This is a genomic window from Streptomyces sp. NPDC005648, assembly GCF_040605395.1.
Taxonomy (GTDB): domain Bacteria; phylum Actinomycetota; class Actinomycetes; order Streptomycetales; family Streptomycetaceae; genus Streptomyces.
The window spans coordinates 40,616-65,061 of sequence record NZ_JBEXCS010000023.1; the positions used below are offsets into that span (position 1 = coordinate 40,616).

General features: G+C 71.8%; 25 protein-coding genes and 1 tRNA gene. 20 read left to right on the forward strand and 6 right to left on the reverse strand.

The genetic code is table 11. The features are described 5' to 3' along the window. The first annotated feature begins 111 nt into the window (after positions 1-111). From ABZT17_RS16100 to ABZT17_RS16130, 7 genes are all read left to right on the forward strand, one after another. A complete protein-coding gene (locus ABZT17_RS16100; RefSeq protein WP_356348927.1) occupies positions 112-504 on the forward strand; it encodes an AraC family transcriptional regulator in 393 nt (130 codons plus the stop codon). A 74-nt stretch (positions 505-578) separates the two neighbouring features. Next, positions 579-989 (forward strand): VOC family protein, encoded by a 411-nt coding sequence (locus tag ABZT17_RS16105; RefSeq protein ID WP_356348930.1) that lies wholly within the window; start codon positions 579-581, stop codon positions 987-989. Positions 990-1,385: 396 nt separating this feature from the next. Continuing rightward, positions 1,386-3,461 carry an ATP-binding protein gene (locus ABZT17_RS16110; protein WP_356348933.1) on the forward strand — a complete coding sequence of 692 codons (2,076 nt, stop codon included), beginning with the start codon at positions 1,386-1,388 and terminating at the stop codon, positions 3,459-3,461. 80 nt (positions 3,462-3,541) lie between these two features. Then, positions 3,542-3,976: a roadblock/LC7 domain-containing protein gene (locus ABZT17_RS16115; RefSeq protein ID WP_356348935.1), complete on the forward strand. Its 435-nt coding sequence runs from the start codon at positions 3,542-3,544 to the stop codon at positions 3,974-3,976. Positions 3,977-3,978: 2 nt separating this feature from the next. Beyond that, a complete protein-coding gene (locus ABZT17_RS16120; RefSeq protein WP_356348937.1) occupies positions 3,979-4,350 on the forward strand; it encodes a DUF742 domain-containing protein in 372 nt (123 codons plus the stop codon). Beyond that, positions 4,328-4,927 carry an ATP/GTP-binding protein gene (locus ABZT17_RS16125; protein WP_356348940.1) on the forward strand — a complete coding sequence of 200 codons (600 nt, stop codon included), beginning with the start codon at positions 4,328-4,330 and terminating at the stop codon, positions 4,925-4,927. Before ABZT17_RS16120 ends, ABZT17_RS16125 begins: the two co-directional genes overlap by 23 nt. Positions 4,928-4,991: 64 nt before the next feature. Then, positions 4,992-5,579, forward strand: coding sequence for a GAF domain-containing protein (locus tag ABZT17_RS16130; RefSeq protein ID WP_356348942.1), 588 nt, complete (start codon positions 4,992-4,994; stop codon positions 5,577-5,579). Positions 5,580-5,652: 73 nt separating this feature from the next. On the opposite strand, the gene ABZT17_RS16135 is transcribed toward ABZT17_RS16130, so the two are convergent. After that, positions 5,653-6,258, reverse strand: a complete 606-nt coding sequence (locus ABZT17_RS16135; RefSeq protein ID WP_356348944.1) for a GPP34 family phosphoprotein — start codon at positions 6,256-6,258, stop codon at positions 5,653-5,655. A 220-nt stretch (positions 6,259-6,478) separates the two neighbouring features. Beyond that, the gene (locus ABZT17_RS16140) at positions 6,479-6,781 is read right to left on the reverse strand and encodes a muconolactone Delta-isomerase family protein (protein WP_356348946.1); all 303 of its coding nucleotides are present in this window, start codon (positions 6,779-6,781) and stop codon (positions 6,479-6,481) included. 220 nt (positions 6,782-7,001) lie between these two features. Between ABZT17_RS16140 and tdh the strand changes: the two genes are divergently transcribed. From tdh to ABZT17_RS16170, 6 genes are all read left to right on the forward strand, one after another. Continuing rightward, entirely contained in the window at positions 7,002-8,030 is a 1,029-nt protein-coding gene (gene tdh / locus ABZT17_RS16145; protein ID WP_356349084.1) for an L-threonine 3-dehydrogenase, read from the forward strand. A 35-nt stretch (positions 8,031-8,065) separates the two neighbouring features. Next, a complete protein-coding gene (locus ABZT17_RS16150) occupies positions 8,066-9,268 on the forward strand; it encodes a glycine C-acetyltransferase (RefSeq protein ID WP_356348948.1) in 1,203 nt (400 codons plus the stop codon). Positions 9,269-9,317: 49 nt separating this feature from the next. Continuing rightward, positions 9,318-10,217, forward strand: coding sequence for a LysR substrate-binding domain-containing protein (locus ABZT17_RS16155; RefSeq protein WP_356348950.1), 900 nt, complete (start codon positions 9,318-9,320; stop codon positions 10,215-10,217). A gap of 153 nt (positions 10,218-10,370) precedes the next feature. Then, on the forward strand, positions 10,371-10,730 hold the full coding sequence (locus tag ABZT17_RS16160; RefSeq protein WP_356348952.1) for an MmcQ/YjbR family DNA-binding protein: 360 nt from the start codon (positions 10,371-10,373) through the stop codon (positions 10,728-10,730). Positions 10,731-10,813: 83 nt separating this feature from the next. Then, positions 10,814-10,887, forward strand: a tRNA-Pro gene (locus ABZT17_RS16165). Positions 10,888-11,061: 174 nt separating this feature from the next. Beyond that, on the forward strand, positions 11,062-12,213 hold the full coding sequence (locus ABZT17_RS16170; protein ID WP_356348954.1) for an acyl-CoA dehydrogenase family protein: 1,152 nt from the start codon (positions 11,062-11,064) through the stop codon (positions 12,211-12,213). Here ABZT17_RS16170 and ABZT17_RS16175 read toward each other — a convergent pair. The 4 genes from ABZT17_RS16175 to ABZT17_RS16190 are packed head-to-tail and all read right to left on the reverse strand — an operon-like array spanning position 12,207 to position 17,277. Next, positions 12,207-12,749: a PaaI family thioesterase gene (locus ABZT17_RS16175; RefSeq protein WP_356348956.1), complete on the reverse strand. Its 543-nt coding sequence runs from the start codon at positions 12,747-12,749 to the stop codon at positions 12,207-12,209. The two genes, ABZT17_RS16170 and ABZT17_RS16175, sit on opposite strands and share 7 nt — an antisense overlap. 12 nt (positions 12,750-12,761) lie before the next feature. Continuing rightward, positions 12,762-13,736 carry an LLM class flavin-dependent oxidoreductase gene (locus tag ABZT17_RS16180; RefSeq protein WP_356348958.1) on the reverse strand — a complete coding sequence of 325 codons (975 nt, stop codon included), beginning with the start codon at positions 13,734-13,736 and terminating at the stop codon, positions 12,762-12,764. Beyond that, positions 13,733-16,183 carry a GNAT family N-acetyltransferase gene (locus ABZT17_RS16185; RefSeq protein ID WP_356348960.1) on the reverse strand — a complete coding sequence of 817 codons (2,451 nt, stop codon included), beginning with the start codon at positions 16,181-16,183 and terminating at the stop codon, positions 13,733-13,735. Before ABZT17_RS16185 ends, ABZT17_RS16180 begins: the two co-directional genes overlap by 4 nt. A 14-nt stretch (positions 16,184-16,197) precedes the next feature. Then, positions 16,198-17,277: an amidohydrolase family protein gene (locus ABZT17_RS16190; protein ID WP_356348962.1), complete on the reverse strand. Its 1,080-nt coding sequence runs from the start codon at positions 17,275-17,277 to the stop codon at positions 16,198-16,200. Positions 17,278-17,436: 159 nt separating this feature from the next. On the opposite strand from ABZT17_RS16190, the gene ABZT17_RS16195 reads away from it, so the two are divergent. From ABZT17_RS16195 to ABZT17_RS16225, 7 genes are read left to right on the forward strand one after another with little or no spacing between them, the layout of a single operon-like run. Then, positions 17,437-18,759 carry a phenylacetate--CoA ligase family protein gene (locus ABZT17_RS16195; RefSeq protein ID WP_356348967.1) on the forward strand — a complete coding sequence of 441 codons (1,323 nt, stop codon included), beginning with the start codon at positions 17,437-17,439 and terminating at the stop codon, positions 18,757-18,759. Beyond that, complete coding sequence (locus ABZT17_RS16200) at positions 18,759-19,478, forward strand: hypothetical protein (protein ID WP_356348969.1); 720 nt, start codon at positions 18,759-18,761, stop codon at positions 19,476-19,478. Before ABZT17_RS16195 ends, ABZT17_RS16200 begins: the two co-directional genes overlap by 1 nt. Before the next feature lie 31 nt (positions 19,479-19,509). After that, the gene (locus tag ABZT17_RS16205) at positions 19,510-20,421 is read left to right on the forward strand and encodes an SDR family oxidoreductase (protein ID WP_356348971.1); all 912 of its coding nucleotides are present in this window, start codon (positions 19,510-19,512) and stop codon (positions 20,419-20,421) included. 1 nt (position 20,422) lies between these two features. Next, positions 20,423-20,872: an OB-fold domain-containing protein gene (locus ABZT17_RS16210; RefSeq protein ID WP_356348973.1), complete on the forward strand. Its 450-nt coding sequence runs from the start codon at positions 20,423-20,425 to the stop codon at positions 20,870-20,872. Continuing rightward, complete coding sequence (locus ABZT17_RS16215) at positions 20,869-22,017, forward strand: thiolase family protein (RefSeq protein WP_356348976.1); 1,149 nt, start codon at positions 20,869-20,871, stop codon at positions 22,015-22,017. Before ABZT17_RS16210 ends, ABZT17_RS16215 begins: the two co-directional genes overlap by 4 nt. 16 nt (positions 22,018-22,033) lie before the next feature. Beyond that, a complete protein-coding gene (locus ABZT17_RS16220) occupies positions 22,034-23,257 on the forward strand; it encodes an acyl-CoA dehydrogenase family protein (RefSeq protein ID WP_356348978.1) in 1,224 nt (407 codons plus the stop codon). Then, entirely contained in the window at positions 23,254-24,369 is a 1,116-nt protein-coding gene (locus ABZT17_RS16225) for an acyl-CoA dehydrogenase family protein (RefSeq protein ID WP_356348980.1), read from the forward strand. Before ABZT17_RS16220 ends, ABZT17_RS16225 begins: the two co-directional genes overlap by 4 nt. Positions 24,370-24,446 lie beyond the last annotated feature (77 nt).

A 24,446-nucleotide genomic window follows, 5' to 3' on the forward strand; every position in this document is an offset into this window, starting at 1 on the left:
CGCTTCCGCTCACGCGCCGGCCACACATGCTCCTTGGCCAGGACGTGGGGCACCCCTGTTCCGTGGCGTCCTGGCGCCGGTCCTGCCGCGTTGCTGTGGTGTGATGACTCGGTGAGTCGTGGTGCCGAGGAGATCAACCGCCGTATGCTGCGGGCCCGTGACGCGATGGACGGCGCGTACGCGCAACCGCTGGACGTCCCGGCGCTGGCCCGGATCGCCCATGTGTCCCCGGCACACTTCGCGCGGACCTTCCGGACCACCTTCGGCGAGACCCCGCACCGCTATCTCCAGCGTCGCCGGGTCGAGCGCGCGATGTTCCTGCTGCGGGAGACCGACCGCAGCGTCACGGACATCTGCTTCGAGGTCGGCTTCGGCAGCCCCGGCACCTTCAGCCGTACGTTCCGCGCCGTCGTCGGCCACTCGCCGAGGGAGTACCGCAAGCAGGCCGTCGCCGTGGACGTGCCCACCTGCTTCACGATGGCATGGATGCGGCCGAGCGCCTGACGTCCGTCCGCCCTTCGGCCGACAGAGCAGTTCTGGATAAGTTTTGTCGGGGCGGGGCTCGTAGCGTGATGCACATGTTCACAGCAATCACGCACTCGCAGATCTACGTCCTCGACCAGGACGACGCCCTCGACTTCTACGTCGGCAAACTCGGCCTGGAGGTCAACACGGACGCCGACCTCGGCATCATGCGCTGGCTCACCGTCAGCGTCCCCGGCCACCCGGACCGCCAGGTCCTGCTGGAGCGCCCCGGCCCGCCGCGGCTGTCGGAGGAGACGGCGGAGCAGGTCCGCGAGCTGCTCACCAAGGGCGCGACGGGCGGCTTCCTCATCTTCAGCACCGACGACTGCCGGAAGACGTACGAGACCCTGCGGGCCAAGGGGGTCGAGTTCACGGAGGAGCCCACCGAGCGCCCGTACGGCATCGACTGCGCCCTGCGGGACCCCTTCGGCAACAGCATCCGGTTCACCCAGCCGAAGGCGTGAGCCCCTGTCCGCGGTTGACACGGACAGTGACGTTCAGGGGATGACTCGGAAGGGCAGGGAAAGGACCCAAACGGTCCGGCGGGGTCGGTGACCGGACAGGGAACGGCACACGGCGAGGGCCGGGGGGCGATGGCTCCCCGGCCCTCGGTCATTCCTGTCGCCCGCTTGTGACCAGCTCTGATCGGTTCCTTTGCCGCTCGGACCATATCTCCGCTGGGTTTATCGGTCTGTCGTACGACGCCTCATACCAGAGCGGGATGCTCCGCGTGGGACTTTGTCAACTGCCCACCGCACATGATGCCTTGCCGACTACTGTGAGTGTCCATCGGGCAACGCATGCCCGAACCGCGCAGCACGCGCCCCAGGCACCGACGGACCAGTACGACGAGGAATCCGATGTCTCACCTCCGCGCACCGGCCGCACGCGCAGACCGCCGTGAGGGCGGACGGCACGGACGACCGGTCGCCCGCACCGTTCCCTCGCTGCCCGAGACCCATATACGGCCCCAGCTGCTCAGGCTCGCGGTGCTGCCCCCCGTCGCCGTCGCCCTGAGCGCCAGCGCGGCCGTGCTGTTCACGGTCCGCTCCACCGGCGCCCGCCCCGGCCTCACGCTCTACGGCGTCCTCGCCGGCGCGTTCTGTGTCGCGCTGGCCGGCATCGTGATCGCGGCCGTCGCCGCCGAACGCGCCGCCAGGACCGTGAGCGACCGGATCGGCGCCCTGCGCCGCAGCAGCGCCCGCGGCGAGGCCGACCTGCGCGCCCTCGTGGAGGCGCTGCGCCGCGGCGACGCCCCGCCGCAGCGCACACCGCGCGGCGTCCCCGCCGACGACGCCGACGACTTCGAGCTGCTCGCCGCCGACCTCACCCGCGCGCACGACGGTGCCGTCACCGCCGTCGTGCAGGCCGCCCAGCTCTCCAGCCAGGCCGGCAGCGAGCAGAAGCTCGAGGTCTTCGTGAACCTGGCGCGGCGGCTGCAGTCGCTGGTGCACCGGGAGATCTCCATCCTCGACGAGCTGGAGAACGAGATCGAGGACCCCGACCTGCTCAAGGGCCTCTTCCACGTCGACCACCTCGCCACCCGTATCCGACGGCACGCGGAGAACCTCGCCGTCCTGGGCGGCGCCGTCTCACGCCGGCAGTGGAGCCATCCGGTCTCCATGACGGAGGTGCTGCGTTCCGCGATCGCCGAGGTCGAGCAGTACTCCCGGGTCAAACTGGTGCCCCCGATCGACGGCACCCTGCGCGGGCACGCCGTCGCCGACGTCATCCACCTGCTGGCCGAACTCGTCGAGAACGCCACGGTGTTCTCCGCCCCGCACACCCAGGTACTGCTCCGCGCCAACCTCGTGACCTCGGGCCTCGCCGTCGAGGTCGAGGACCGCGGTCTCGGCATGCCCGTCGGGGAGCAGAAGAAGATGAACGCCCTGCTCGCCGACCCCGACCAGGTCAACGTCGCCAGCCTGCTCGCGGACGGCCGGATCGGGCTGTTCGTGGTCTCGCAGCTGGCCAGGCGGCACGGCATCAACGTCCGCCTGCAGACCAACATCTACGGCGGTGTGCAGGCCGTACTCGTCGTGCCCCAGGGGCTGTTGGGCTCGGCGCCGGGTGTGCCCGGGGCGGTGCCCCAGCCGCACGCCGTCACCGGCGGGGCGGGGGCGGCCGTACCGCCCAGGGCCGCCGTACCGCCGCGGGCCCCGCAGCCGCAGGTGCCGATCCGGTCCGCCCCCGAGCCCACCGGGCGCCGCGCCGCGCCCCCGGCGCCCGCACCGCGCCACGGAGAGCGGTGGGACGGCCCACGCTCCCCCCAGCAGAACGGCGGACCCCCGGCGGCTGCCGGCCCTACGGCCACGGGTGGCCCGGCCGACGGCAGCGGACCCGCGCCTCTGCCCGTGCGCGGTGCCCACGAGGGGCGCGCCAATCCGGCGGAGGCGCTCCCCGGCATCCGGCCGGACGACCGACGACTCGTCGCGGAGCACGTGACCACCCCGCCCACACCCCGCATCGGCACCGTCCGGGGCACCATGGGCAAGCCCCAGCTGCCCCGCCGGCGCGCCCAGGAACACATCGCACCGCAGCTGCGGGACGGCCCGGCGCCCCGCCAGGACGCGGAGCAGCTCGTCGGCCACGACCCGGGCCTGATGGCCGCCTTCCAGCGCGGCATCGGCCTCGCCGAGGCCCAGCAGCACCTGGAGTCGGAACACATGGGGTCCGACCACGTGGGGTCTGCCCCCAGGGGGTCCATGGATCCGGCACCCGTGCCGTCCCACCGGGAGGCATCCCGCACGGCCTCCCTGTACAGCCTCCCGACCCCCCACCCGGACGCTCCGCACACGGACGTCACCGCCATCACCCCGCGGCCCCCCATGGATGTCACCTCCATGGACCCGGCCCATATAGCCGAGGCACGCCCCGCGTCCGCGCGCGGCATCGACCATCCCACCCGGCACGACGGGAGCGCACCAGCCGGATGAGCACCCCACTCACCACCTCAGCCCGCACCCCCGCCCCCACCGCTCCCGCAGACCTTCGTACCCCAAGGAGTCGATCCACCATGGCGAGCGATGCGCCGACCGGCCATGTATCCGATCTCGACTGGCTGATGAGCGGGCTCGTGCAGCGCGTACCGCACACGACCAGCGCGGTACTCCTGTCCTGCGACGGGCTCGTGAAGTCGGTCCACGGACTCGACGCGGACAGCGCCGACCACATGGCGGCGCTGGCCTCCGGGCTGTACTCCCTCGGCCGCAGCGCCGGCGTGCGCTTCGGCGACGGCGGCGAGGTCCGCCAGGTCGTCGTCGAACTCGACTCGACCCTGCTGTTCGTGACCACCGCGGGCTCCGGCACCTGTCTCGCCGTGCTGGCCGGCCGGGAGGCCGACGCGGCGGTCCTGGGCTACGAGATGGCGATGCTGGTCAAGAGCGTCCGCCCCTATCTGGCGACCGCACCCCGGCAGCAGGCCGTCGAATCCACGGCGATGAGGCCTTGAGCGTGGCGACGGCCGGCGACGGGCCCTGGCTCGACGACGCGGCCGGTCGGCTGGTGCGCCCCTTCACCGTCAGCAACGGCCGCACCCGGCCGACCATCGCCCTCGACCTCCTGTCGCATGTGATGGCCACCGGCGCCACGCCCCTCGGTTACCTCGGCCCCGAGCACCAGCAGGCGCTCGACCTGTGCCGTGCGCCCGTCTCGGTCGCCGAGGTCGCCGCCCATCTCAAGCTGCCGGCGGCGGTCACCAAGGTGCTGCTGTCGGACCTCGTCGACTGCGGGGCGCTCACCACCAAGCCACCCGAGTTCCACCACAACCCGACTGACCGGGCCCTTCTGGAGGCAGTGCTCGATGGACTACGACGACAGCTCTGACCCCTTCCCCACCGCGCTGAAGATCCTGGTCGCGGGAGGGTTCGGAGTCGGCAAGACGACCTTCGTGGGCGCGGTCAGCGAGATCGCGCCGCTCAGCACGGAGGAGCTGCTCACCACGGTCAGCGCCGCGACCGACTCTCTCGACGGGATCGAGAACAAGGTCGAGACGACGGTGGCCATGGACTTCGGCCGGATCACCCTCGACCCGGAACATGTGCTCTACCTGTTCGGCACGCCCGGCCAGGAGCGGTTCTGGTTCATGTGGGACGAGCTCTCCGAGGGCGCCCTCGGCGCGGTCATCCTCGCCGACACCCGGCGTCTGGAGGAGTGCTTCGCGGCCGTCGACTTCTTCGAGCAGCGGGGCCTCGGGTTCATCGTCGCCATCAACGAGTTCGACGGCTCCTACCGCTACGACCCCGAGGAGGTCCGCGCCGCCATCGACCTCTCGCCGGAGATCCCGGTGGTGCGCTGCGACGCCCGGATCTCCAGCTCCGGTGTCCAGACCCTGCTCACCCTCGTCCGGCATCTCATCGCCCACGCCCCGGCGCATGCGCCGAGCCACGGCGCCCACATGTGACCCCCTGACACCACCCGCCCTGGAGCCCGTATATGCCCTGCGTCCACAGTGACGGAGCCCGCCCATGAGGTACGACCCGTCGCGCCCGGCCGGTGGTCGTCTGCTGCTCACCCCGGACGACAAGGAGGCCCCCGCGCGCGCCCGTCGCCTCGGTGAAATGCACCTGGGCGAAGGCCCCGACCCCGACCTGGACGCCTACGCGGACCGTCTCGCCGAGCAGACCCGGGCGCCGTACGCCATGGTCAACTTCATCGACGAGAACCGGCAGTTCTTCGCGGGTCTGCATCTGCCGGACGTGCTTCCGGCCACCGTGGTGAAACCCGACGGCACCGCGCCGGTGCTGGGCCGTGAGCTCGCCCGGGACCATGGGTTCTGCCCCCATGTGGTGGTCCGGCGGAAGGCCCTGGTGCTGGAGGACGTCCGCGACTACCCGCGGTTCGCGGGCAACGCGGTCGTCGACGACTTCGGCATCCGGTCCTATCTGGGCGCGCCGCTCATCGACAGCACCGGGATGGCGCTCGGCACGGTGTGTGTGGCCGACGTGGAGCCGCGGTCCTGGGGGAAGCCCGGCCTGGAGACCATCAAGGCCTCGGCGGCGGAGCTGGTGGCCCGGCTGGAGCGCCGCGTGGCCGACGGTCTCCCGCTGCTGTGACGGCGAGAACCCCGCTGACCGAGGGACGCGGCTGCTCGGCACGGCCGGAGGTGGCCCTTCCGGGCGCCGGCTCCTAGTAGCCCCGCCAGACGTTGTCGAACGCGGCGTCCTCGATCGCCTTGCGCTGTCGTACCGCCTCCAGTTCCATCACCGCGTCCCCGAGGGCGGCGAGCACGGTCGTGGCCGTGTCACCCGTCGACTCCTCGGTGTCCTCGGCCCGTTCGTCGGCGATCCCGGCGGCCGCGGCGAGCGCGGCGAGGATCGGCTCGTGTGCGGTCCAGCGCTCCTCGGCCGCGCTGCGGGCCGCCGACTCCACCAGCACCGTGCGCCCGGTCAGGAGGGGAATCCGGCGGCCCTTCGGCCGGGTGGTCAGCCCGATCCGCTCCAGGTCGTCGACGTAGGTCGAGGACAGCCCGCGGCCCCGGCGCCACAGCCAGTCCTCGACCGACTCGTACGGCTCCCGTCGTACGAGAGCCGCCGCGGCCTCGTCCAGCAGGCGGTCGCCGGTGGGGGACTGGGCGCTGGGCAGGATGCGGTCGCCGTCCAGGACCAGCGCCCCGGCCGTGACGAGGTCGAACACCTCGGCCGCCGCCAGCGAGAGCGACAGGTCGCCCTGCTCCAGCGGTTGGCGGGCCGCCACCTCGAGGGCGACGATCGCGAGGTCCCGTGCGGTGGTCATGTGCGGCTCCACGTCAGTCGGACGAGTGGTGCGGGGCGAGAGCGCCCGTGTCGTTCGATTCTCGCCGTCTTCCGGGTTCCGTGTGTCGTACTACGACCATGTGGCGCGGGCATCCGATCCGCGGCACCGCGGCGGCAGCGGCCCGGAGCGCACCAGGAGGGCGGCCGGAAGCAGGGCGCCGGCATCAGGGGAAGGGGAGGAGGGGCGGGGAGGAGGGGGTTCATCGGGTGGTGTCGACCCGGCCCGGGTCGTTGGGGTGGGGCTCCAGCGGGGTGACCGTCAGCGTCATCCAAGGGCGCAGGGGCAGCGTGCCGAGCACCTTCTGGTGCAGCTCCTCCTCGTCCGCGGCCCGCCACACCCCGATGCTGCGCACCTCGCCCACCGGGCGCCACAGCCGCGCCAGATGGCCGGTCGCGGCCAGCTCCGCGGCGCGGACGGCCTCGGCGGCCCGCCGCCGGTCCACCTCTTCCTGCGTGGTGCCCTCGGGGACGGTGGTGGTGATCTCGACCAGGAACTCCTGCATGACGTGCTCCGTTCGTGTCCGTCGGTGTGCCCATCATCCCCATGTCCTCCCCGGCCGACCTCGGTGCGGGCGTGAAGCGGAGCTGAGGCGCGGGTTAAGAAAACCTCGATGGACGGGGGCCGGGCCGTACGGCAGATTGCTGGACGCACCCACCCCCTCCCCGGCCGCGGGCCTGCTCGGTCTGCCCGCGGCCGGGACCTCACCCACAGGAGCCGTAGCGTTGAAGGCGCTGGTCAAGGAGAAGGCGGAGCCCGGGCTGTGGCTCGCGGACGTCCCGGAGCCCGCCGTCGGCCCCGGCGACGTACTGATCGAGGTGCTGCGCACCGGTATCTGCGGCACCGATCTGCACATCCGGTCCTGGGACGGCTGGGCCCGGCAGGCCATCCGTACCCCGCTGGTCGTGGGACACGAGTTCGTGGGCGAGGTCGTCGGGACCGGGCGGGACGTCACCGACATCGCCGTCGGCGACCGGGTCAGCGGCGAGGGCCACCTGGTCTGCGGAAAGTGCCGCAACTGCCTCGCCGGGCGGCGTCACCTGTGCCGGGCCACGGTCGGGCTCGGCGTCGGACGCGACGGGGCCTTCGCGCAGTACGTCGCCCTGCCCGCCGCCAACGTGTGGGTGCACCGCGTCCCGGTGGACCTCGATGTCGCCGCGATCTTCGACCCCTTCGGGAACGCCGTGCACACCGCGCTGTCCTTCCCGCTGGTCGGCGAGGACGTGCTGATCACGGGCGCCGGCCCGATCGGACTGATGGCGGCCGCGGTCGCCCGCCACGCCGGTGCCCGCAACGTCGTCGTCACCGACGTCAGCGAGGAACGGCTGGAGCTGGCCCGCAAGATCGGTGTGAGCCTCGCGCTGAACGTGTCGCGGGCCCGGATCGCCGACGGACAGCGGGAGTTGGGGCTGCGTGAGGGCTTCGACATCGGCCTGGAGATGTCCGGACGGCCCGAGGCCATGCGGGACATGATCGCCAACATGACCCATGGCGGCCGTATCGCCATGCTGGGCCTGCCCGCCCAGGAGTTCGCGGTCGACTGGGCCCGGATCGTCACCTCGATGATCACCGTCAAGGGCATCTACGGCCGTGAGATGTTCGAGACCTGGTACGCGATGTCGGTGCTGCTGGAGGGCGGGCTCGACCTGTCGCCCGTCATCACCGGCCGCTACGGCTACCGCGACTTCGAGGCGGCCTTCGCCGACGCGGCGAGCGGCCGTGGCGGCAAGGTCATCCTCGACTGGACCGCGTAACCCCCTTACGGCGAAGGCATTTTAGGAGCCCCCTCATGTTCGACTCCGTGCGCGACGACCTCCGTGCCACCCTCGACGAGATCCGCGCCGCCGGTCTGCACAAGCCCGAACGCGTCCTGGACACCCCGCAGTCCGCGACCGTGCACGTCTCCTCCGGCGGTCGGCCCGGCGAGGTCCTCAACTTCTGCGCCAACAACTACCTCGGCCTCGCCGACCACCCCGAGGTGATCGCGGCCGCCCATGAGGCGCTGGACCGCTGGGGCTACGGCATGGCGTCCGTGCGCTTCATCTGCGGGACGCAGGAGGTGCACAAGGAGCTGGAGGCACGCCTCGCCGGCTTCCTCGGTCAGGAGGACACGATCCTCTACTCCTCCTGCTTCGACGCCAACGGCGGTGTCTTCGAAACCCTGTTGGGCCCCGAGGACGCGGTGATCTCCGACGCCCTCAACCACGCCTCGATCATCGACGGCATCCGCCTCTCCAAGGCCCGCCGCCTGCGCTACGCCAACCGCGACATGGCCGATCTGGAACGGCAGTTGAAGGAGGCCGCGGGCGCGCGACGCAAGCTGGTCGTGACCGACGGCGTGTTCTCGATGGACGGTTACCTGGCCCCGCTCCGCGAGATCTGCGACCTCGCCGACCGCTACGACGCCATGGTCATGGTCGACGACTCCCACGCCGTCGGCTTCGTCGGCCCCGGCGGCCGGGGCACCCCCGAACTGCACGGCGTCATGGACCGCGTCGACATCATCACCGGCACCCTCGGCAAGGCCCTCGGCGGCGCGTCGGGCGGCTATGTGGCGGCCCGCGCCGAGATCGTCGCCCTGCTGCGCCAGCGCTCGCGCCCCTACCTCTTCTCCAACACCCTCGCCCCGGTGATCGCGGCGGCCTCCCTGAAGGTCCTCGACCTGCTGGAGTCGGCGGGGGATCTGCGCGAACGGCTCGCGTCGAACACCGCCCTGTTCCGCCGCCGTATGACCGAGGAGGGCTTCGAGGTCCTCCCCGGCGAGCATGCCATCGCGCCCGTGATGATCGGCGACGCGGCGAAGGCGGGCCGGCTCGCGGAGCTGCTGCTGGAGCGGGGCGTGTATGTGATCGGTTTCTCCTATCCGGTGGTGCCGCAGGGGCAGGCGCGTATCCGTGTGCAGCTGTCCGCGGCGCACTCCACGGACGATGTGAACCGGGCGGTCGACGCCTTCGTGGCCGCGCGCACGGCACTGGAGGCCGAGCGGGTCTGAGCGGGCGCGGGGGCGTCGAGGCCCATGGGCATTTGAGACAATCGATCCCATGATCGAGGCGCGGCGGCTCCACATCCTCCGTGCGGTGGCCGACCACCGCACGGTGACGGCGGCTGCCGCCGCGCTGTATCTCACCCCGTCCGCGGTCTCCCAGCAGCTCACCGCCCTGGAGCAGGAGACCGGCCACCGTCTGGTCGAGCGCAGTGCGAAGGGTGTACGTCTCACCCCCGCCGGCGAGATCCTGCTCGGCCACACCAACGCCGTCCTCGCCCAGCTGGAGCGGGCCGAGGCCGAGCTCGCCGCGTACAGCTCGGGCGCCGCCGGCACGGTGATCGTCGCCTCCTTCGCGACCGGTATCGCCCAGGTCGTGGCCCCCGCGGTGGCCCGCCTCGCCGAGTCGGCGCCGGGCATCCGCCTCCGCGTCCTGGACGCGGAGGGCGACGCCAGCCTGCCGATGGTCCTGGACCGGCAGGTGGATGTGGCGGTGGCCGTCGAGTACCGCGGGGCCCCGTCGGCCGACGATCCGCGGCTGGCCCATGTACCGCTGTACGCGGAGCCGTTCGACGCGGTCGTGCCCGTGCGTCACCGGCTGGCCGAGGCGTCCGTGATCCCGCTCGCCGAGCTGGCCAAGGACGTCTGGATCGGGCCCTACCCGGGCAACCCCTGCCACGACGTGGTCGTCCTGGCCTGCGAGGGCGCCGGATTCCAGCCCCGCCTCGAACACTCCTCGGACGACTTCCGCGCGGTCGTCGCCCTCGCCTCGGCCGACGCGGGCGTGGCGCTCGTACCGCGGTCGGCGCTGAGCGGCACGGACCTCACGGGCGTGGTCGTACGGCCGGTCGACGGGGCCGCCCCGACGCGGCGGGTGTTCGCGGCGGTACGCAGAGGGGCGGAGGGGCATCCGCTGATCCGCCCGGTGTTGGCCGAGCTGCGGGAAACCGCCCGCTGATGGCGCACCGGGACGCGCGCGGCCTGGGCCTCGATCCCCGACCACGCGGCGGATCCGGCGGGGGTGCTGCGGCCGACGACCCTGTACTGCAAGCATGTGAGCACGGGCACTCCCACCAGGTGATTGTCAGTGACGACGGCTACGGTGCCTGTCATGCCGGATGCCGAAGACGTACGCCGAATCGCCCTTGCCCTGCCGGACACGACGGAGAAGGTCGCCTGGAACATGCCCACGTTCCGGGTCGCGGGGAAGATGTTCGCGACGCTGCCCGAGGACGAGACCTCCATCGCCGTGCGCTGTCCCAAGGAGGAGCGGGACGAGCTGGTGCTGGCCGAGCCGGAGAAGTTCTGGATCGCCGGCCACGAGGCACAGTTCGCCTGGGTCCGGGCCCGGCTCGCCGCGATCGAGGACGAGGGCGAACTGCGCGCCATCCTCGCCGACTCCTGGCGCCAGGCGGCCCCGCCGCGGCTCCTGGAGGCCTACCCCGGGCTGGGGCTTCCGCCCGCGGACTGAAAAGCCGTGCGCGACCACGGAGCCGAGTGCGGTATTGTTTCCCTGCACGTCCGGCCAGGGGAAACCCCCAGGTCAGACGGCACCGGGACGTGGCGCAGCTTGGTAGCGCACTTGACTGGGGGTCAAGGGGTCGCAGGTTCAAATCCTGTCGTCCCGACGGTGCGAAGGGTCTTCGCAGGCGAGAGCCTGCGGGGGCCCTTTTCGTGTGGGCCGGTTCCGGCTCCGGCCGTCCCCCGAAAACACTCACCCGACCGCCCCGCCCCGCTCCCCTCTATCAGCTAACATAGAATAATTAGATAGATAAATAGGCGACTGGTGGCGAGGAGTGGCCGTGGACTTCGGGCTGACCGACGAGCAGGACCTGTTGCGCGCGACGGCACGGCAGTTCGTGGCCGACGTGTGCCCGGCCGAGAAGGCCAAGGAGTGGGACGAGAAGGGTGTGGTGCCGCCCGAGCTGTTCCGCGGCATGGCCGACCTGGGGTGGTTCTCGCTCCCGTTCAGCGAGGAGGAGGGCGGCGACGGCGGCGGGCCGCTCGAGCTCGTCCTGATCGCCGAGGAGCTGGGGCGGGCCAGCTTCGACGTCGCCATGTGCTACATCGGCGTGCTCATTCCGGGGATCACCGTGTTCCGGTGGGGCAGCGAGGCGCAGCGCGACTTCATCCGCGAGCAGGTCATGACGGGCCGCCATCGGCTCGCGGTCGGCCTCAGCGAGCCGGACAGCGGTTCCGACGCGGCGGCGCTGCGCACCACCGCCGAGGACCACGGGGACCACTTCGTCGTGCGCGGGCAGAAGGCGTGGTGCACGGGTGCCGGGCTCCCCGACACGACCATCGCGACCTACGTGCGCACGGGGCCGCGCGAGCCGAAGCACGGCGGCATCAGCCTGCTGCTCGTCGACCCGGCGACGCCGGGCGTCGAGGTGCGCCGGACACCGACGCTCGCCCGGCACATCCTGGGCACCAACGAGGTCTTCTTCAACCACGCCGCGGTCCCCAAGGAGAACCTCGTCGGACCGCGCGACGACGGCTGGAAGGTCATGCTCTCCAACATCGAACTGGAGAAGGTGATCATCAGCGGCGGCTATCTGGGCGCCGCGCAGGCCACCCTCGACGAGATGCTGGAGTACGCGCGCACCCGGCACGCCTTCGGCCGGCCGATCGGCAACTTCCAGGCGCTCGCCCACGCCATGGCCGACCTGCAGACCGAGATCGACTCCGCCCGACTGCTCGCCCACCGAGCCGCCTGGCTGCTCGCCCAGGGCAAGCCGTGCACCCGAGAGGGGTCGATGGCGAAGCTGAAGGGTTCGGAGACGTACGTGGCGGCCGCCCGGCTGGGGATGCAGGTCTGCGCGGGACACGGATTCTCGACGGAGAGCGTGATGAGCTTCCGCTACCGGGAGTCGATCGTGGCCACCATCTCCGGGGGGACCAGCCAGATCCAGCGCAACGGCATCGCCCGCAGCATGGGACTGCGCTCCTACTGACCTCGGCCGTCCGGGCGGCCCCGGCCGTCCCCGCTGCCGCCGTCCTGCTCGGCCAGCCACTTCTCGTGCCGTGCGAAGTGGCCCCGGTCCCGGGTCACCCAGATCCCGGAGGCCCGGGCCAGCACGGCCCGCGTCGGCAGCAGCACCATCTCGCCCCTGATGTACCAGCGTGAGCCCTCGCGCCGCTCCACCCAGGCCCTGACCTCCAGCGGCCGCTGCACCGGCACCGGCTTGACGAAGCTCACGCTCAGTTCCGCCGTCACGCTCAACACCCGGTGCAGCAGCGGGAGATGGCCGAGGCAGTCGTCCAGCACGGCCGCCGTCCAGCCGCCGTGCGCCACATCGGGGCCGCCCTCCTGGTCGCGCGGACAGGCCAGTTCGAACCACGCCACCCCGTCGTCGTCGAGACGCTCCCGACGCACGCCCAGCCGGCAGGAACCGGAACCGCGGCACGCTCCGCACAGCGCCACCCCGCCGGGGCTGCGGGGCGGCTCCTGGAAGTCCGCGCCCGCCCAGGTCCCCGTCGTGTTCCCCATCCGTTCCTCCTGTCACACGTCCGCGAGCAGCGGACGCAGCTTCCCGGCGATGAGCTGGACCTGGCGGGCCACCATCTCCTCGGGCATCCCGGCCAGCGAGGCCCACAGGAACACCCCTTCCACCGGCAACCCTGCCACGTACGCCGTGACGGCCTCGGCGGTCTCCTGCGGGGTGCCGTACAGGAACTGTCCGACGCCGCTCGCGCTCAGCCCGGTCTCCCGCCACTTCTCCGGGTCGATGGGGCGCGGTGCGGGCCGGTCCGTCCCCTCCACCATGTACCGGCGGTAGCTGTCCCACTGGTATGCCAGGTGTCTGCGCACCACCGGCCAGTCCCCCTCGGGGTCCTCGGTGACGAACGTGGTGAACGAACCCTGCATCCGGGCCACCGAGGCGTCGTACCCGCTCTCGGCGAGGCCCTCCCGGTACGGCTCCAGCAGGGCGGGATTCAGGGACAGCAGCCCCGTGCCGAGCCGGCCGGCCCGCCGGGCGCCCTGCGGGCCCTGGTAGCCGAGCCAGATCGGCAGCGGGTCCTGGACGGGGCCGGGGGTGACCAGGGATTCGGCCCACAGGCCGCGGATCTCGCGTACGCGCTGGTCGGTCGTGGTGTACCGCTTGGCGAGGTCGGCGCCGAACAGACGGTACTCGGGCACCCGGTAACCGGTGCCGAGGCCGAGGTCCAGGCGGCCGTCGCTGATGATGTCCACGATCGCCGCCTGTTCGGCGAGTTCGGGGGCCGCGTGCAACGGTGCGGGGATGACCGCGGTGCCCAGGCGCACCCTGCGGGTGCGGGCCGCGGCGGCCGCCGCCATGGTGAGCGGCTGGGGGAGGTAGCCGTCCTCGAAGCCGTGGTGTTCGGAGAACCAGACCGAGTCCAGACCGAGCCGGTCCGCCTCCTCGCACATCTCCAGGGCGAAGCCGTACAGCCGTGACCAGCTCTGCCGCCAGGGCGGCGGGTTGCGCAGGTCGAAGTAGACGCCCACCTTCACGCCGGACCGCCTCCTGTCGTCGTGTCGTCCGTCAGCCGGATCGTCGCTCGCGCGACGGAGATCCCTTCGCCGGGCGGCAGCAGCCGCACCGGGCGCAGGTCCAGCGCCTCGATCTCCGCGAGGTCCTCGACCATGGCCGAGATCCGCAGGATGGTCTCCTCCAGCGCCGCCAGGTCGACACCCCGGCCGCCCGCCCGGCCGTCCAGCAGCGGGGCCGCCCGCAGCGAGCGGACCATCTCCCGCGCGTCGCGGTCGCTGAGCGGTGTGACGCGGTGCGCGAGGTCCGCCATGAGGTCGGCGTAGTCCCCGGTGAGGCCGAAGGAGACCACCGGACCGAAGACCGGGTCGGCGCCGACGGCGAGGAACGCGTCCGGGCCGTCGCCCCTCGGGGTGTCCCGGACGGTGATGCCGTACGAGGCCAGCAGCTCGGCGGTGACCTCGTCCGGAAGCGGGCCGGGTGCACGCCCGAGGACCAGTGAGCGCGCGCGCTCGGTGTCGATTCCCGCCAGGTCCGGTACGACCCCCGCGGGGGTACTGCGCCAGGACTGGTAGGCGGCCGCGTGACCGAGCGAGGTGGCCGCGGCTTCGGGGAAGGCGTAGGTCGGGACGACGAGTTCGCCCCGGTGCAGCAGATCGGCGACGCCCGCCCCGCCCAGGAAGCTCGTCACGACCGGTTTCGTGGGCGCCCCCGCGGCCGCGTCGAGGATCGCCGACGCCACCTCGTCCGGCTTGTCCGCCAGCGGCGGCATGAACAGGACGATCGCCGCGTCGATGCCGTCGTCGGCCAGCGCCGCCTCCAGTGCCTGCCGGTAGTGCTCGGCGGTGGCCATGGGGGTCAGGTCGATCGGGTTGGCGACGTCCGCGTGGGGCGCGAGCGCCGGACGGAGCCGGTCCCGGGTGCGCTCACCGAGGGCGGGCACGCACAGGCCGCTCGCCGCGCAGGCACCCACGGTGAGCGCCGCGGGACCGCCCGCGTTGGTGACGACGGCGATCCGGTTGCCGGGCGGCGGAGGCTGGTGGGCCAGCAGCAGGGCGACGTCGAACAGCTCCTGAAGGCCGCTGGTGCGGATCACCCCCGACTGGGCGAACAGCGAACTCACCGCCGCGTCCGCCTGGCCCGGGTGGACCGCGACGATCGGCTTGCGCGGTGCGACACGGCGGGCGACGCGGGCGAACCGGCGCGGATCGCCGAACGTCTCCACATGCAGCAGGATCACCGAGGTCGCCGGGTCCTCCTCCCACCACTGGAGCAACTCGTCGGTGGACACGTCCACGGCATGGCCCACCGACACGAAGCCGGAGAAGCCGAGCCGCAGCCGCCTGGCGAAGTCGAGGACCGCGAGCCCCAGCGGCCCGGACTGGCTGGACATGGCCACCCGGCCGGGCTTCGGCAGGGCGGGGGAGAACGTCGCGGCCAGCCGTGCCGCGGGGGTCGTGTTGAGTACGCCCATGCAGTTCGGGCCCACCAGCCGCATCCCGGACGCGCGGGCGAAGCGCGCGAGTTCCAGCTCGGTCGAGCGCCCTTCGGCTCCCGTCTCGCCGAAGCCCGTCGAGACGACGACCACCGCCTTGGCCCCCGCCTCGGCACACTCCCGTACGGCAGCGGGAACCGCCTCGGCACGCACGGCCACCAGCGCCAGGTCCGGTGGCTCGGGGAGATCCCGCACGCCGGGGTACGCCCGGACCCCGGCGATCTCGCGCGCCCGCGGGTTGACCGGGAACACACTGCCGCCGAAGCCGCCCCGCAGCAGGTTGGCCACGATCTCGTGGCCGATGGTCAGGGGGCTGCGGTTGGCGCCGATCACGGCGACCGACCGCGGTTCCAGCAGGGGCTTCAGGGAGCGCCGTACGGCTGTGTGCTCACGGCGTTCCGCCCGGGCCAGGGCCTGGGCCTGCGGGTCGACGGCGATCTCGAAGTGGATGATCTGGCCGGGCGGGCCGGCCTCCACCCGGTAGCCGGAGCCGAGGAACACATTGATCATCCGGGTGTTGTCGGCGAGGACGTCGGCCTCCAGCACCCGGATGCCCCGGGTGCGGGCCGCGGCCGCGATGTGCTCCAGGAGCAGCCGGCCCAGCCCCTCGCTCTGGTGGTCGTCCCGGATGGTGAAGGTGACCTCCGCGTGCTCCGGCTCCTCGGGGTCGCGGACGTAGCGGACCAGGCCGGCTATCTCCTCGCCGGCCAGGGCGACGAGTGCCAGTTCGTCGAGGTAGTCCACGTGCGCGCCGCGCCGGATGACGTCGTCGCGGACGCGGACCACCGGTCCGAGGGAGCGGTAGGCCAAAGTGGCCCGGGACAGGCTGCCGACGAAGGCGACGAGCCGGTCGGCGTCCTCGGGCCGGATCGGCCGGATGAAGGTCGACCGTCCGGTCCTGACGAGCCCGGGCCGCTCCAGATCCTCGGGATACGAGGGATACGGGGGATTCGAGGCGTACGGGGGAGTGGTCACGGTGGTGTGCCCGCTCAGACGGCCGCTTCCCGGGGGGTCTGCTCGGGCAGCTTGAACAGCTCGTTGAAGGTGCCGCGTGTGACGCGGTCCCGGATGTCGTCCGGCACGCCGTCGAACAGGTCGTGCAGCGTGGCCTGGGTGTGGCCGTAGGTGCCCTCCAGATGGGGGTAGTCGTCGCCCCACATCACGTTGCGGTAGCCGGTCGCCTCGACGATCTCCACCGAGCTCTTGTCGTGCTGGAACGACGCGTACACCTGCTGCCGGATGATCTCGCTGGGCAGCCGGCTCAGCTTCGGGCGGACGAACATGCCGTGCTGGCGGTAGGCCTCGTCCATCCGGTCGCCGATGGCCGGCACCCAGCCCGCGCCGCCCTCCGCGATGAGGATCCTCAGGTCCGGGTGACGGTCGAGGGCACCGCCCGCGACCAGGTGGGACACCACGCGCATGCCCGGGTAGGTCGTCTCCATGTAGTTCACGACCGCGCCGCCGGGACCGCGGAAGACGACGTTCTGTCCGCCGGTGCCGATATGGAAGCCGAGCACCATGCCCGCCCGCTCGGCCGCGGTCCACAGCGGTTCCCAGCGGTCGAGGGCGTACTCCTCGCCCTCCCGGGTCGAGCAGGGCAGGAAGACCGCCTTGAAGCCGAGCTCGGCCGCCCGCTCCAGCTCCGCGACCGCGTCGCCGATGTCGGCCGTCGAGACACAGGCGGTGGTGATCACCCGCTTGTTCTTGCTGAGGATCTCCTCGTACGCCCAGTCGTTCCAGGCTCGTACGGTCTCCCGGGCGAGCTCGCGATCAGTGATCGACACCAGCCAGAACCCCATGGAGGGGAAGGCGAGTTGGGACCACACGCCCTCCTGGTCGAGGTCCTTGAGCCGGACCGGCAGATCCCAGGCACCCGGCGGGCGCATGGCGTCCATGAAGTCGCCGAGCTGGCGGTCGATGCGCTCGCCGTCGATGTAGAGCATCTCGTACTTCTCGCCGCGCTCACTGCGCGGAGCCCGGGCGCCGAGCCGGGCCGGCAGCCTCTCGGTCCACACGTCGGCGGGTTCCATCACATGGGAGTCGCCCGAGTTGACCCAGATCTTCGACATGACACCCCTTTGAGTCAATGGATGCAATCAGTTAGCGATTTTAGTTGTATCGGAGGCGGAAGGGAAGGCGGTGCCGGTCCTCGACTTCAATCCGTAGAAATAGTTGACTGATTGCGCTGATAGCTGGAAGATCTGGGCACTGAGCCGCAAGGAGGCGCCATGGCCGGTGACAGGGACACCGCTGACAGGTACTTCGAGCCCCAGGTGGAGACCATGCCCCGCGAGGAACTGCGGGCGCGGCAGGAGGAACGCATCCTGGAGCTGGTCGAGTACGCCTACGCCAACTCGGGCTTCTACCGCGAACTCTGGGACGAGCACGGGGTCCGTCCCGCCGACATCCGGTCGCTGGAGGACTTCCGGGCGCGCGTCCCGTTCATCACCAAGGACATGGTGCGCGCCCACCGGGCCCGCACCGGCGACCCCTTCGGCGGCCTTCTCTGTGTCCCGACCGAGGAGCTGACCTCCGTGTCGTCCAGCTCGGGCACCACCGGCGACCCGGAGTTCTTCGCCGAGATCTGGCAGGACGCCCCGCCCCTGGTCACCGCGCAGGTGCGCGACCTGTGGGAACTCGGCCTCAGGCCCGGCGACCGGGTGCTGAGTCCGCCCGGCACCTTCCGCAACCTGATGGACCCCGGCTACCAGGCGCTGGGCGCCGTGGTGATCGAGGTCGACACCTGGATGGGGAAGATGCACGAGGTCGTCGAGGCGCTGCGCACCTACCGGCCCGCCTATCTGCAGATGATGTATCCGCAGATGGTGGAGCTGGAGCACCTGGCCGAGAAGACGGACCTGAGGGAGGCGTTCTCCTCCCTCAAGGGCGCCTCCTGTGCCGGGCAGCCGCTGAGCCGGAAGATGCGCCGGCGGATCCACGACGACTGGGGCATCGACGTCTACGAGTACACCAGCGCCGCCGACACCGGCACCGCCTGGGAGTGCCGCGAGCACGACGGCTTCCACCTCTGGGAGGACACCGTCTTCGCGGAGTGCGTGGAGGTGACGCAGGACGGCTGGCGCGACGTCCCCGACGGCGACCTCGGCGAGCTGGTCGCCACCGACCTGGACAACCGGGCCGCCCCGCTGATCCGTTACCGCAGCGAGGACCTCGTCCGCCTCTCCCGTGACACCTGCGGCTGCGGCCGTACACATGCCCGGATGTGGGTGGCCGGACGGCGCGGCGACGAGACGCTGGTCCAGGGGCGGTCCGTGGTGCTGCGGGACATCTGGCAGGCCGTGGAGGACCAACCGGAGACGGTGGCCGGGGTGTTCCAGATCGTCCGGGACCGCCGCGAGGTCGACGAACTGCGCCTGCGCGTCGGCTACGACCCCGCGCTCACCGGCGATGTCGACGCCCTGGCCGGCCGGCTGGCCGAGGCCGTGCGGACCCGGACCGGAGTCAAGCCGGTGCTGGAGATGCGCACCGAGGAGGATCTGTTGAAGACCATGACCAGCGTCGCCAAGTTCCCGCGGGTGGTGAAGAGCTGATGGCCCGCGCCGACACCCTGGCCCGGGCCGGGGAACTCGATCGCCCCGCACTCGCCTACCTGGTGCGCTTCCCCGCCGCCGACGGCATCCGGGAGACGGAACTGACCTGGGCCGAACTCGCCCGGGACACCGCATGGGTCACCGCACGTCTGCGGGAGCACGGCCTCGCCGCCGGGCAGCGGGCGCTGCTGACCGCGTCCGGCTTCGAGGGCTTCTGGGGACACGCGGTCATCGACGCGCTGCGGACGCTGAAGGTGACGTACGGCATCGCCGAGGCGATGGGCTGGGACCACCGCCGTACCGCGGTCTTCCACCGCGAACTGCGGCCCCAGGCGGTGATCGGGCTGTCCGCCGAAACCGTGGAGGGACTGGCCGGCTCCGCGGACATCGGCGAGATGTTCCGGTCCACGTCGGTCGTGCTGGCCCGGCCCGCCGCCGTACCGATGCTGCGGGCGGTCGGTGTGGCCGCCCACCTCTTCTCGGCCGTCGGGCCGGCCCTCGCGCTGGAGTGTCCCGAGCGCGGCGGCGCGCACGTCAACGCGGCCGAGTGGCGCGTCGGCGAGCAGGACGGGGAGTTGTTCGTGGCGGCCGGCGAGCAGCGCACGTCGGCCCTGCCCCGGACCCCGCTCGGCATGGCGGGCCGGGTCGTCGCCGGGCGGTGCGCCTGCGGCAGCGACGACCCGCGCGTGCTGCTCGCCGAGGCCCAAGCCCACGTCTGACCGACCAGTCGCTGTCATCGAGGAGTTGAGGATGTCCGAAGGAGTGGTCGACGGCCGTGTCGTGGTCGTCACCGGAGCCGGCAACGGCATCGGCCGGGCACACGCCCTGGCGTTCGCCGCGCACGGAGCGAAGGTCGTGGTCAACGACCTGGGAGGCGGGCGGGACGGCGCCGGCGCCTCGTCCGGACCCGCGCAGACCGTGGTGGACGAGATCGTCGCGGCCGGTGGTGAGGCCGTGGCCAACACCGACGACATCTCCGCCTGGGACGGCGCCGGTCGCCTCGTCCGGCAGGCCGTGGACACCTACGGCGGCCTCGACGTGCTGGTGAACAACGCCGGTATCCTGCGCGACCGGATGATCGTGTCGATGACCGAGCAGGACTGGGACGGCGTGCTCGCCGTCCACCTCAAGGGCAGTTTCGCCACCCTGCACCACGCGGCCGCGTACTGGCGCGAGCGCGCCAAGTCCGGTCACACCAACGACGCCAGAGTGATCAACACGACCTCCCCGTCCGGCGTCTTCGGCAACTCCGGACAGTCCAACTACGGGTCGGCCAAGGCGGGCATCGCGAGCCTCACGATCATCGCCGCCGCCGAACTCGCCCGCTACGGCGTCACCGTGAACGCCATCGCGCCCACCGCGTTGACCCGGCTGACCGAGGACATCGAGATGATGCGGCGGGCCGCTCGGAGCCAGGACCTCACCCCCGAGGCCATCTCACCGCTCGTGGTGTGGCTGGGCTCGGCTGCGTCGCGCGAGGTGACCGGCCGGGTGTTCGGCGTCGTCGGCAACCGGATCACCGTGCTGGAGGGCTGGGTCAACGGCCCCGGTGTGGGTTCCGAGAACCGGTGGACCCCCGAGGAACTGTCCTCCGTCGTCCCGAACCTGGTGGCGAAGGCGGCACCCAACGCCGACGCCCTCGGCAACCGGAACGGGGCCTGAGATGAGCACTCGTACGGAACAACTCCCGGTCGCCGAGGGCCTGTTCACCTGGCCGCCCGGGGACGACAACCCGCTGCGGCTCATCGGCTCCGAATGCGCGGACTGCGCCCTGGTCAGCTTCCCGGCCGCCCCCACCTGTGTCCAGTGTGCGAGCACGGAGTCCAAACGGCGGCTGCTCGCCGACCACGGCACCCTGTGGACGTACACCACCCAGGACTTCCGCCCACCGTCACCGCCGTACGACGGACCCGAGGCCTTCGAGCCCTACGCGGTCGGCTACGTCGAACTCCCCGGCGAACTGCTCGTCGAGGCCCGGCTCACCGAACCCGACCCGGACAGGCTGCGCATCGGTCAGCCCATGCGGCTGACGCTCGTGCCCTACACCGTCCGCGACGACGGCACCGAGGTCGTCACGTTCGCGTTCACCCCGGCTGAGGAGGAGACACCGTGACCGAGGCCGTCATCATCGGAGTGGGGCTCCACCCCTTCGGGCGCTTCCCCGGGAAACCGGCGCTGGACATGGGCGCGGACGCGGTACGCCTCGCCCTCGCCGACGCGGGCGTCGACTGGCCGCAGATCCAGGGCGGTTACATCGGCAGCTACGAGGTCGCCAACCCCGACGCCATCGTGGGACGGCTCGGCCTGACCGGCCTCCCGCTGCGCGGAGTGTTCAACGGCTGTGCCACGGCCGGTACGGCCGTCGCGCTGGCCGCCCGCGCCATCGAGACCGGCGAACACGACCTCACCATCGCGATCGGCCTCGACAAACACCCGCGCGGCGCCTTCGCCGCCGACCCGTCCGTGGCCGGCATCCCCTCCTGGTACGGGCAGACCGGCCTCTTCCTCACCACCCACTTCTTCGGCATGAAGATCAACCGCTATATGCACGAGCACGGCATCTCGCACGAGACGCTCGCCCGGGTCGCCTCCAAGAACTTCGGCAACGCGGCCGCCAACGAGAAGGCCTGGCGCCGCACCCCCCTCACCCCGGAGGAGGTCCTGGCCTCCCCGGTGCTCAACTACCCGCTGCGCCAGTTCATGTACTGCGGTCCGAACGAGGGCGCCGCGGCGATCGTGCTGTGCCGCGCCGACCAGGCCCACAAGTACACCGGGAAGCCGGTACGCGTCCGTGCCACCGCGTTGCGCAGCCGCAGACTCGGCGCCTTCGAGGTGCAGAGCCCCTCGTTCCCGGTCGGCGAGGTCGTCGACAGCCCGACGGTGGACGCCTCCCGGGCGGCCTACGAAAGCGCGGGCATCGGCCCGGAGGACGTCGACGTCGCCCAGCTCCAGGACACCGACGCCGGGTCGGAGGTCATCCACATGGCGGAGAACGGCCTCTGCAAGGACGGCGAGCAGGAACGCCTCATCGCCGAGGGCGCCACCGCGATCGGCGGCCGGCTCCCCGTCAACACCGACGGCGGACTGCTCGGCAACGGCGAACCCATCGGTGCCTCCGGTCTCCGGCAGATCCACGAGATCGTCGTCCAACTGCGCGGCACGGCGGGGGACCGGCAGATCCCCGGCACTCCCCGTGTCGGCTACACCCACCTGTACGGCGCGCCGGGCGCGTCGGCGGTGACGATCCTGTCGACCTGACAGCGGAGCGAACGCGATGACATCCGACGACATGCAGGACTTCGCCGCCGAGGCGCGCCGCTTCCTCGACGCCCACGCGGCGAAGGCCGTCGACGGGGCCGCCGTCACCTGGGGTGAGGGCGACGATTCGATGGCGTACTTCAGCAGTCTGCCGCCCGAGGAGGAGGCGGAGCAGGTGCGGCGGGCGCGCGCGTGGCAGCGAACCCGCCACGAGAACGGCTTCGGCTGGATCACCGGCCCGCCCGAGTACGGCGGCCGGGGCCTGACCCCCGTCCACGACCTGCTCTACGACAGCATCGAGTCCGAGTACGACGTCCCGGACACCGGAGTGCTCGGCGTGGTCGGCCTCGGCATGATCGGACCGACGATCCTCGCCCACGCCCAACCCGCCCTGCGTGAACGCTGGTTGCCCGCGATGTACCGCGGCGACGCCATCGCCTGCCAGCTGTTCAGCGAACCCGGCGCCGGATCCGACCTGGCGGCCGTGGCGACCCGGGCCGTCCGCGAGGGCGAGGACTGGGTGCTCAACGGGCAGAAGGTGTGGACGTCGGTCGCCCAGCACAGCCAGATCGGCCTCGCGCTGACCCGCACCGACCCCGACGCGCCCAAGCACCGCGGCATCACCGCCTTCCTGGTCCCCATGGACGCCCCCGGCGTCGAGGTCCGCCCGCTGCGTCAGATGACCGGCGGCGCCGACTTCAACGAGGTCTTCCTCACCGACGTCCGCATCCCCGACGACCACCGCCTCGGTGAGGTCGACGGCGGCTGGACGGTCGCCCTGACCACCCTGATGAACGAGCGCAACACGGTCGGCAGCGAAGGCGCGGGCCCCGTGGCCGCCGCTCTGTCCCCGGACCACCTCTCGGCCCTCATGCGCGCCACCTGGACCTGGGACGACCGCGCCCTGCGCGGACGCCTCGCCGAACTCCTCGTGGACGCGATGGCCACGGGCTACCTCAACGACCGCGCCCAGCGCACCCTTCGGGCGGGGATCGCCCCCGGCCCCGAGAGGTCCGTAGCCAAGCTGATGTACGGCCAGAACCTCACCCGCGCCGCCCACTTCGTGTCCGAGTGCCTCGGCCCGCGCATCATCGCCGACACCGGCCGCTGGGGCATGTACTCCTGGTCCGAACTCCTGCTGGCCACACCGGCGTTGCGCATCCTCGGCGGCACCGAGGAGATCATGAAGAACATCCTCGCCGAGCGGGTCCTCGGTCTGCCCAAGGAGGCACGCGCATGAGCGCCGACGAGAGCGGACTGCAAGAACTCCGCACGTCCGTCAGGGAGTTCCTCGAAGCGAAGTCCTCCGAGGAGGCCGTACGCAAACTCCTCGACAGCGAGCCCCGCTTCGACCCGGACGTGTGGGCGCAGGCCGCCGAACAGCTGCGCCTGCCGGCCCTGGCAGTCCCCGAGGAGTACGGCGGCGACGGCTTCGGACCGGTCGAACTCGGCGTCGTACTGGAGGAGATGGGCCGCGCCCTGTTCTGCTCCCCCTTCTTCGCCACCGTCGTCCTTGCCGTCCAGGCACTGCTGGCCACGGGTGACCGCGAGGCCTGCGCACGCCATCTGCCCGGGATCGCCGCCGGGCTGACCACCGCCACCCTCGCGGTCACGGAGGAGACCGGCTCCTGGGACCCCGCCCTGATCTCCGCCCGCGCGGTCCCGGACGGGGAAGGCGGCTGGAGGATAAGCGGCCACAAGACCTTCGTCATCGACGGCACCACGGCCGACCTGATCCTCGTCGTCGCCCGCACCGTCGCCGGACCCACGTTCTTCGCGGTGGACCGAACGGCTCCCGGAGTGACGGCCGAGGCGATGCGGACCCTGGACGCCACCAGGGCGATGGCCCGGCTCACGTTCGACGCCGTGCCCGCGATGGCTCTCGGCGCGGAAGGCGCGGGCGGGCGCATCATGGCCGACGTCCTTGACATCGCCTCCGTGGGGCTCGCCGCCGAGCAGTCGGGCGGGGCGCGCCGGTGCCTGGAGATGAGCGCGGAGTACGCCCGCACCCGGCACCAGTTCGGCCGGCCCATCGGCTCCTTCCAGGCCGTCAAGCACAAGTGCGCGGACATGTTGGTCCAGACCGAACTCGCCGAGGCCGCCTCACGAGAGGCCGCGCTGCTGGCCGCCGAGGGCTCCGCCGGCTTCCCGGTCGCCTCGGCGGTCGCGCACGCGAGCTGTTCCAAGGCGTACATGTTCGCCGCCATGGAGAACATCCAGGTCCACGGCGGCATCGGCTTCACCTGGGAGCACCCGGCCCACCTCTACTTCCGGCGGGCCAAGTCCTCCCAGCTGCTCTTCGGCGGCCCGGCGGTCTATCACGAACGGCTGCTGGACCGGCTGGGCATCTGACGACCGAGCCGTCGAGAGGGCCCCGGGGCTTCGGACGTCCCCGGGGCCCTCTCGGTGACCCCGTCCGTCGGATGTTC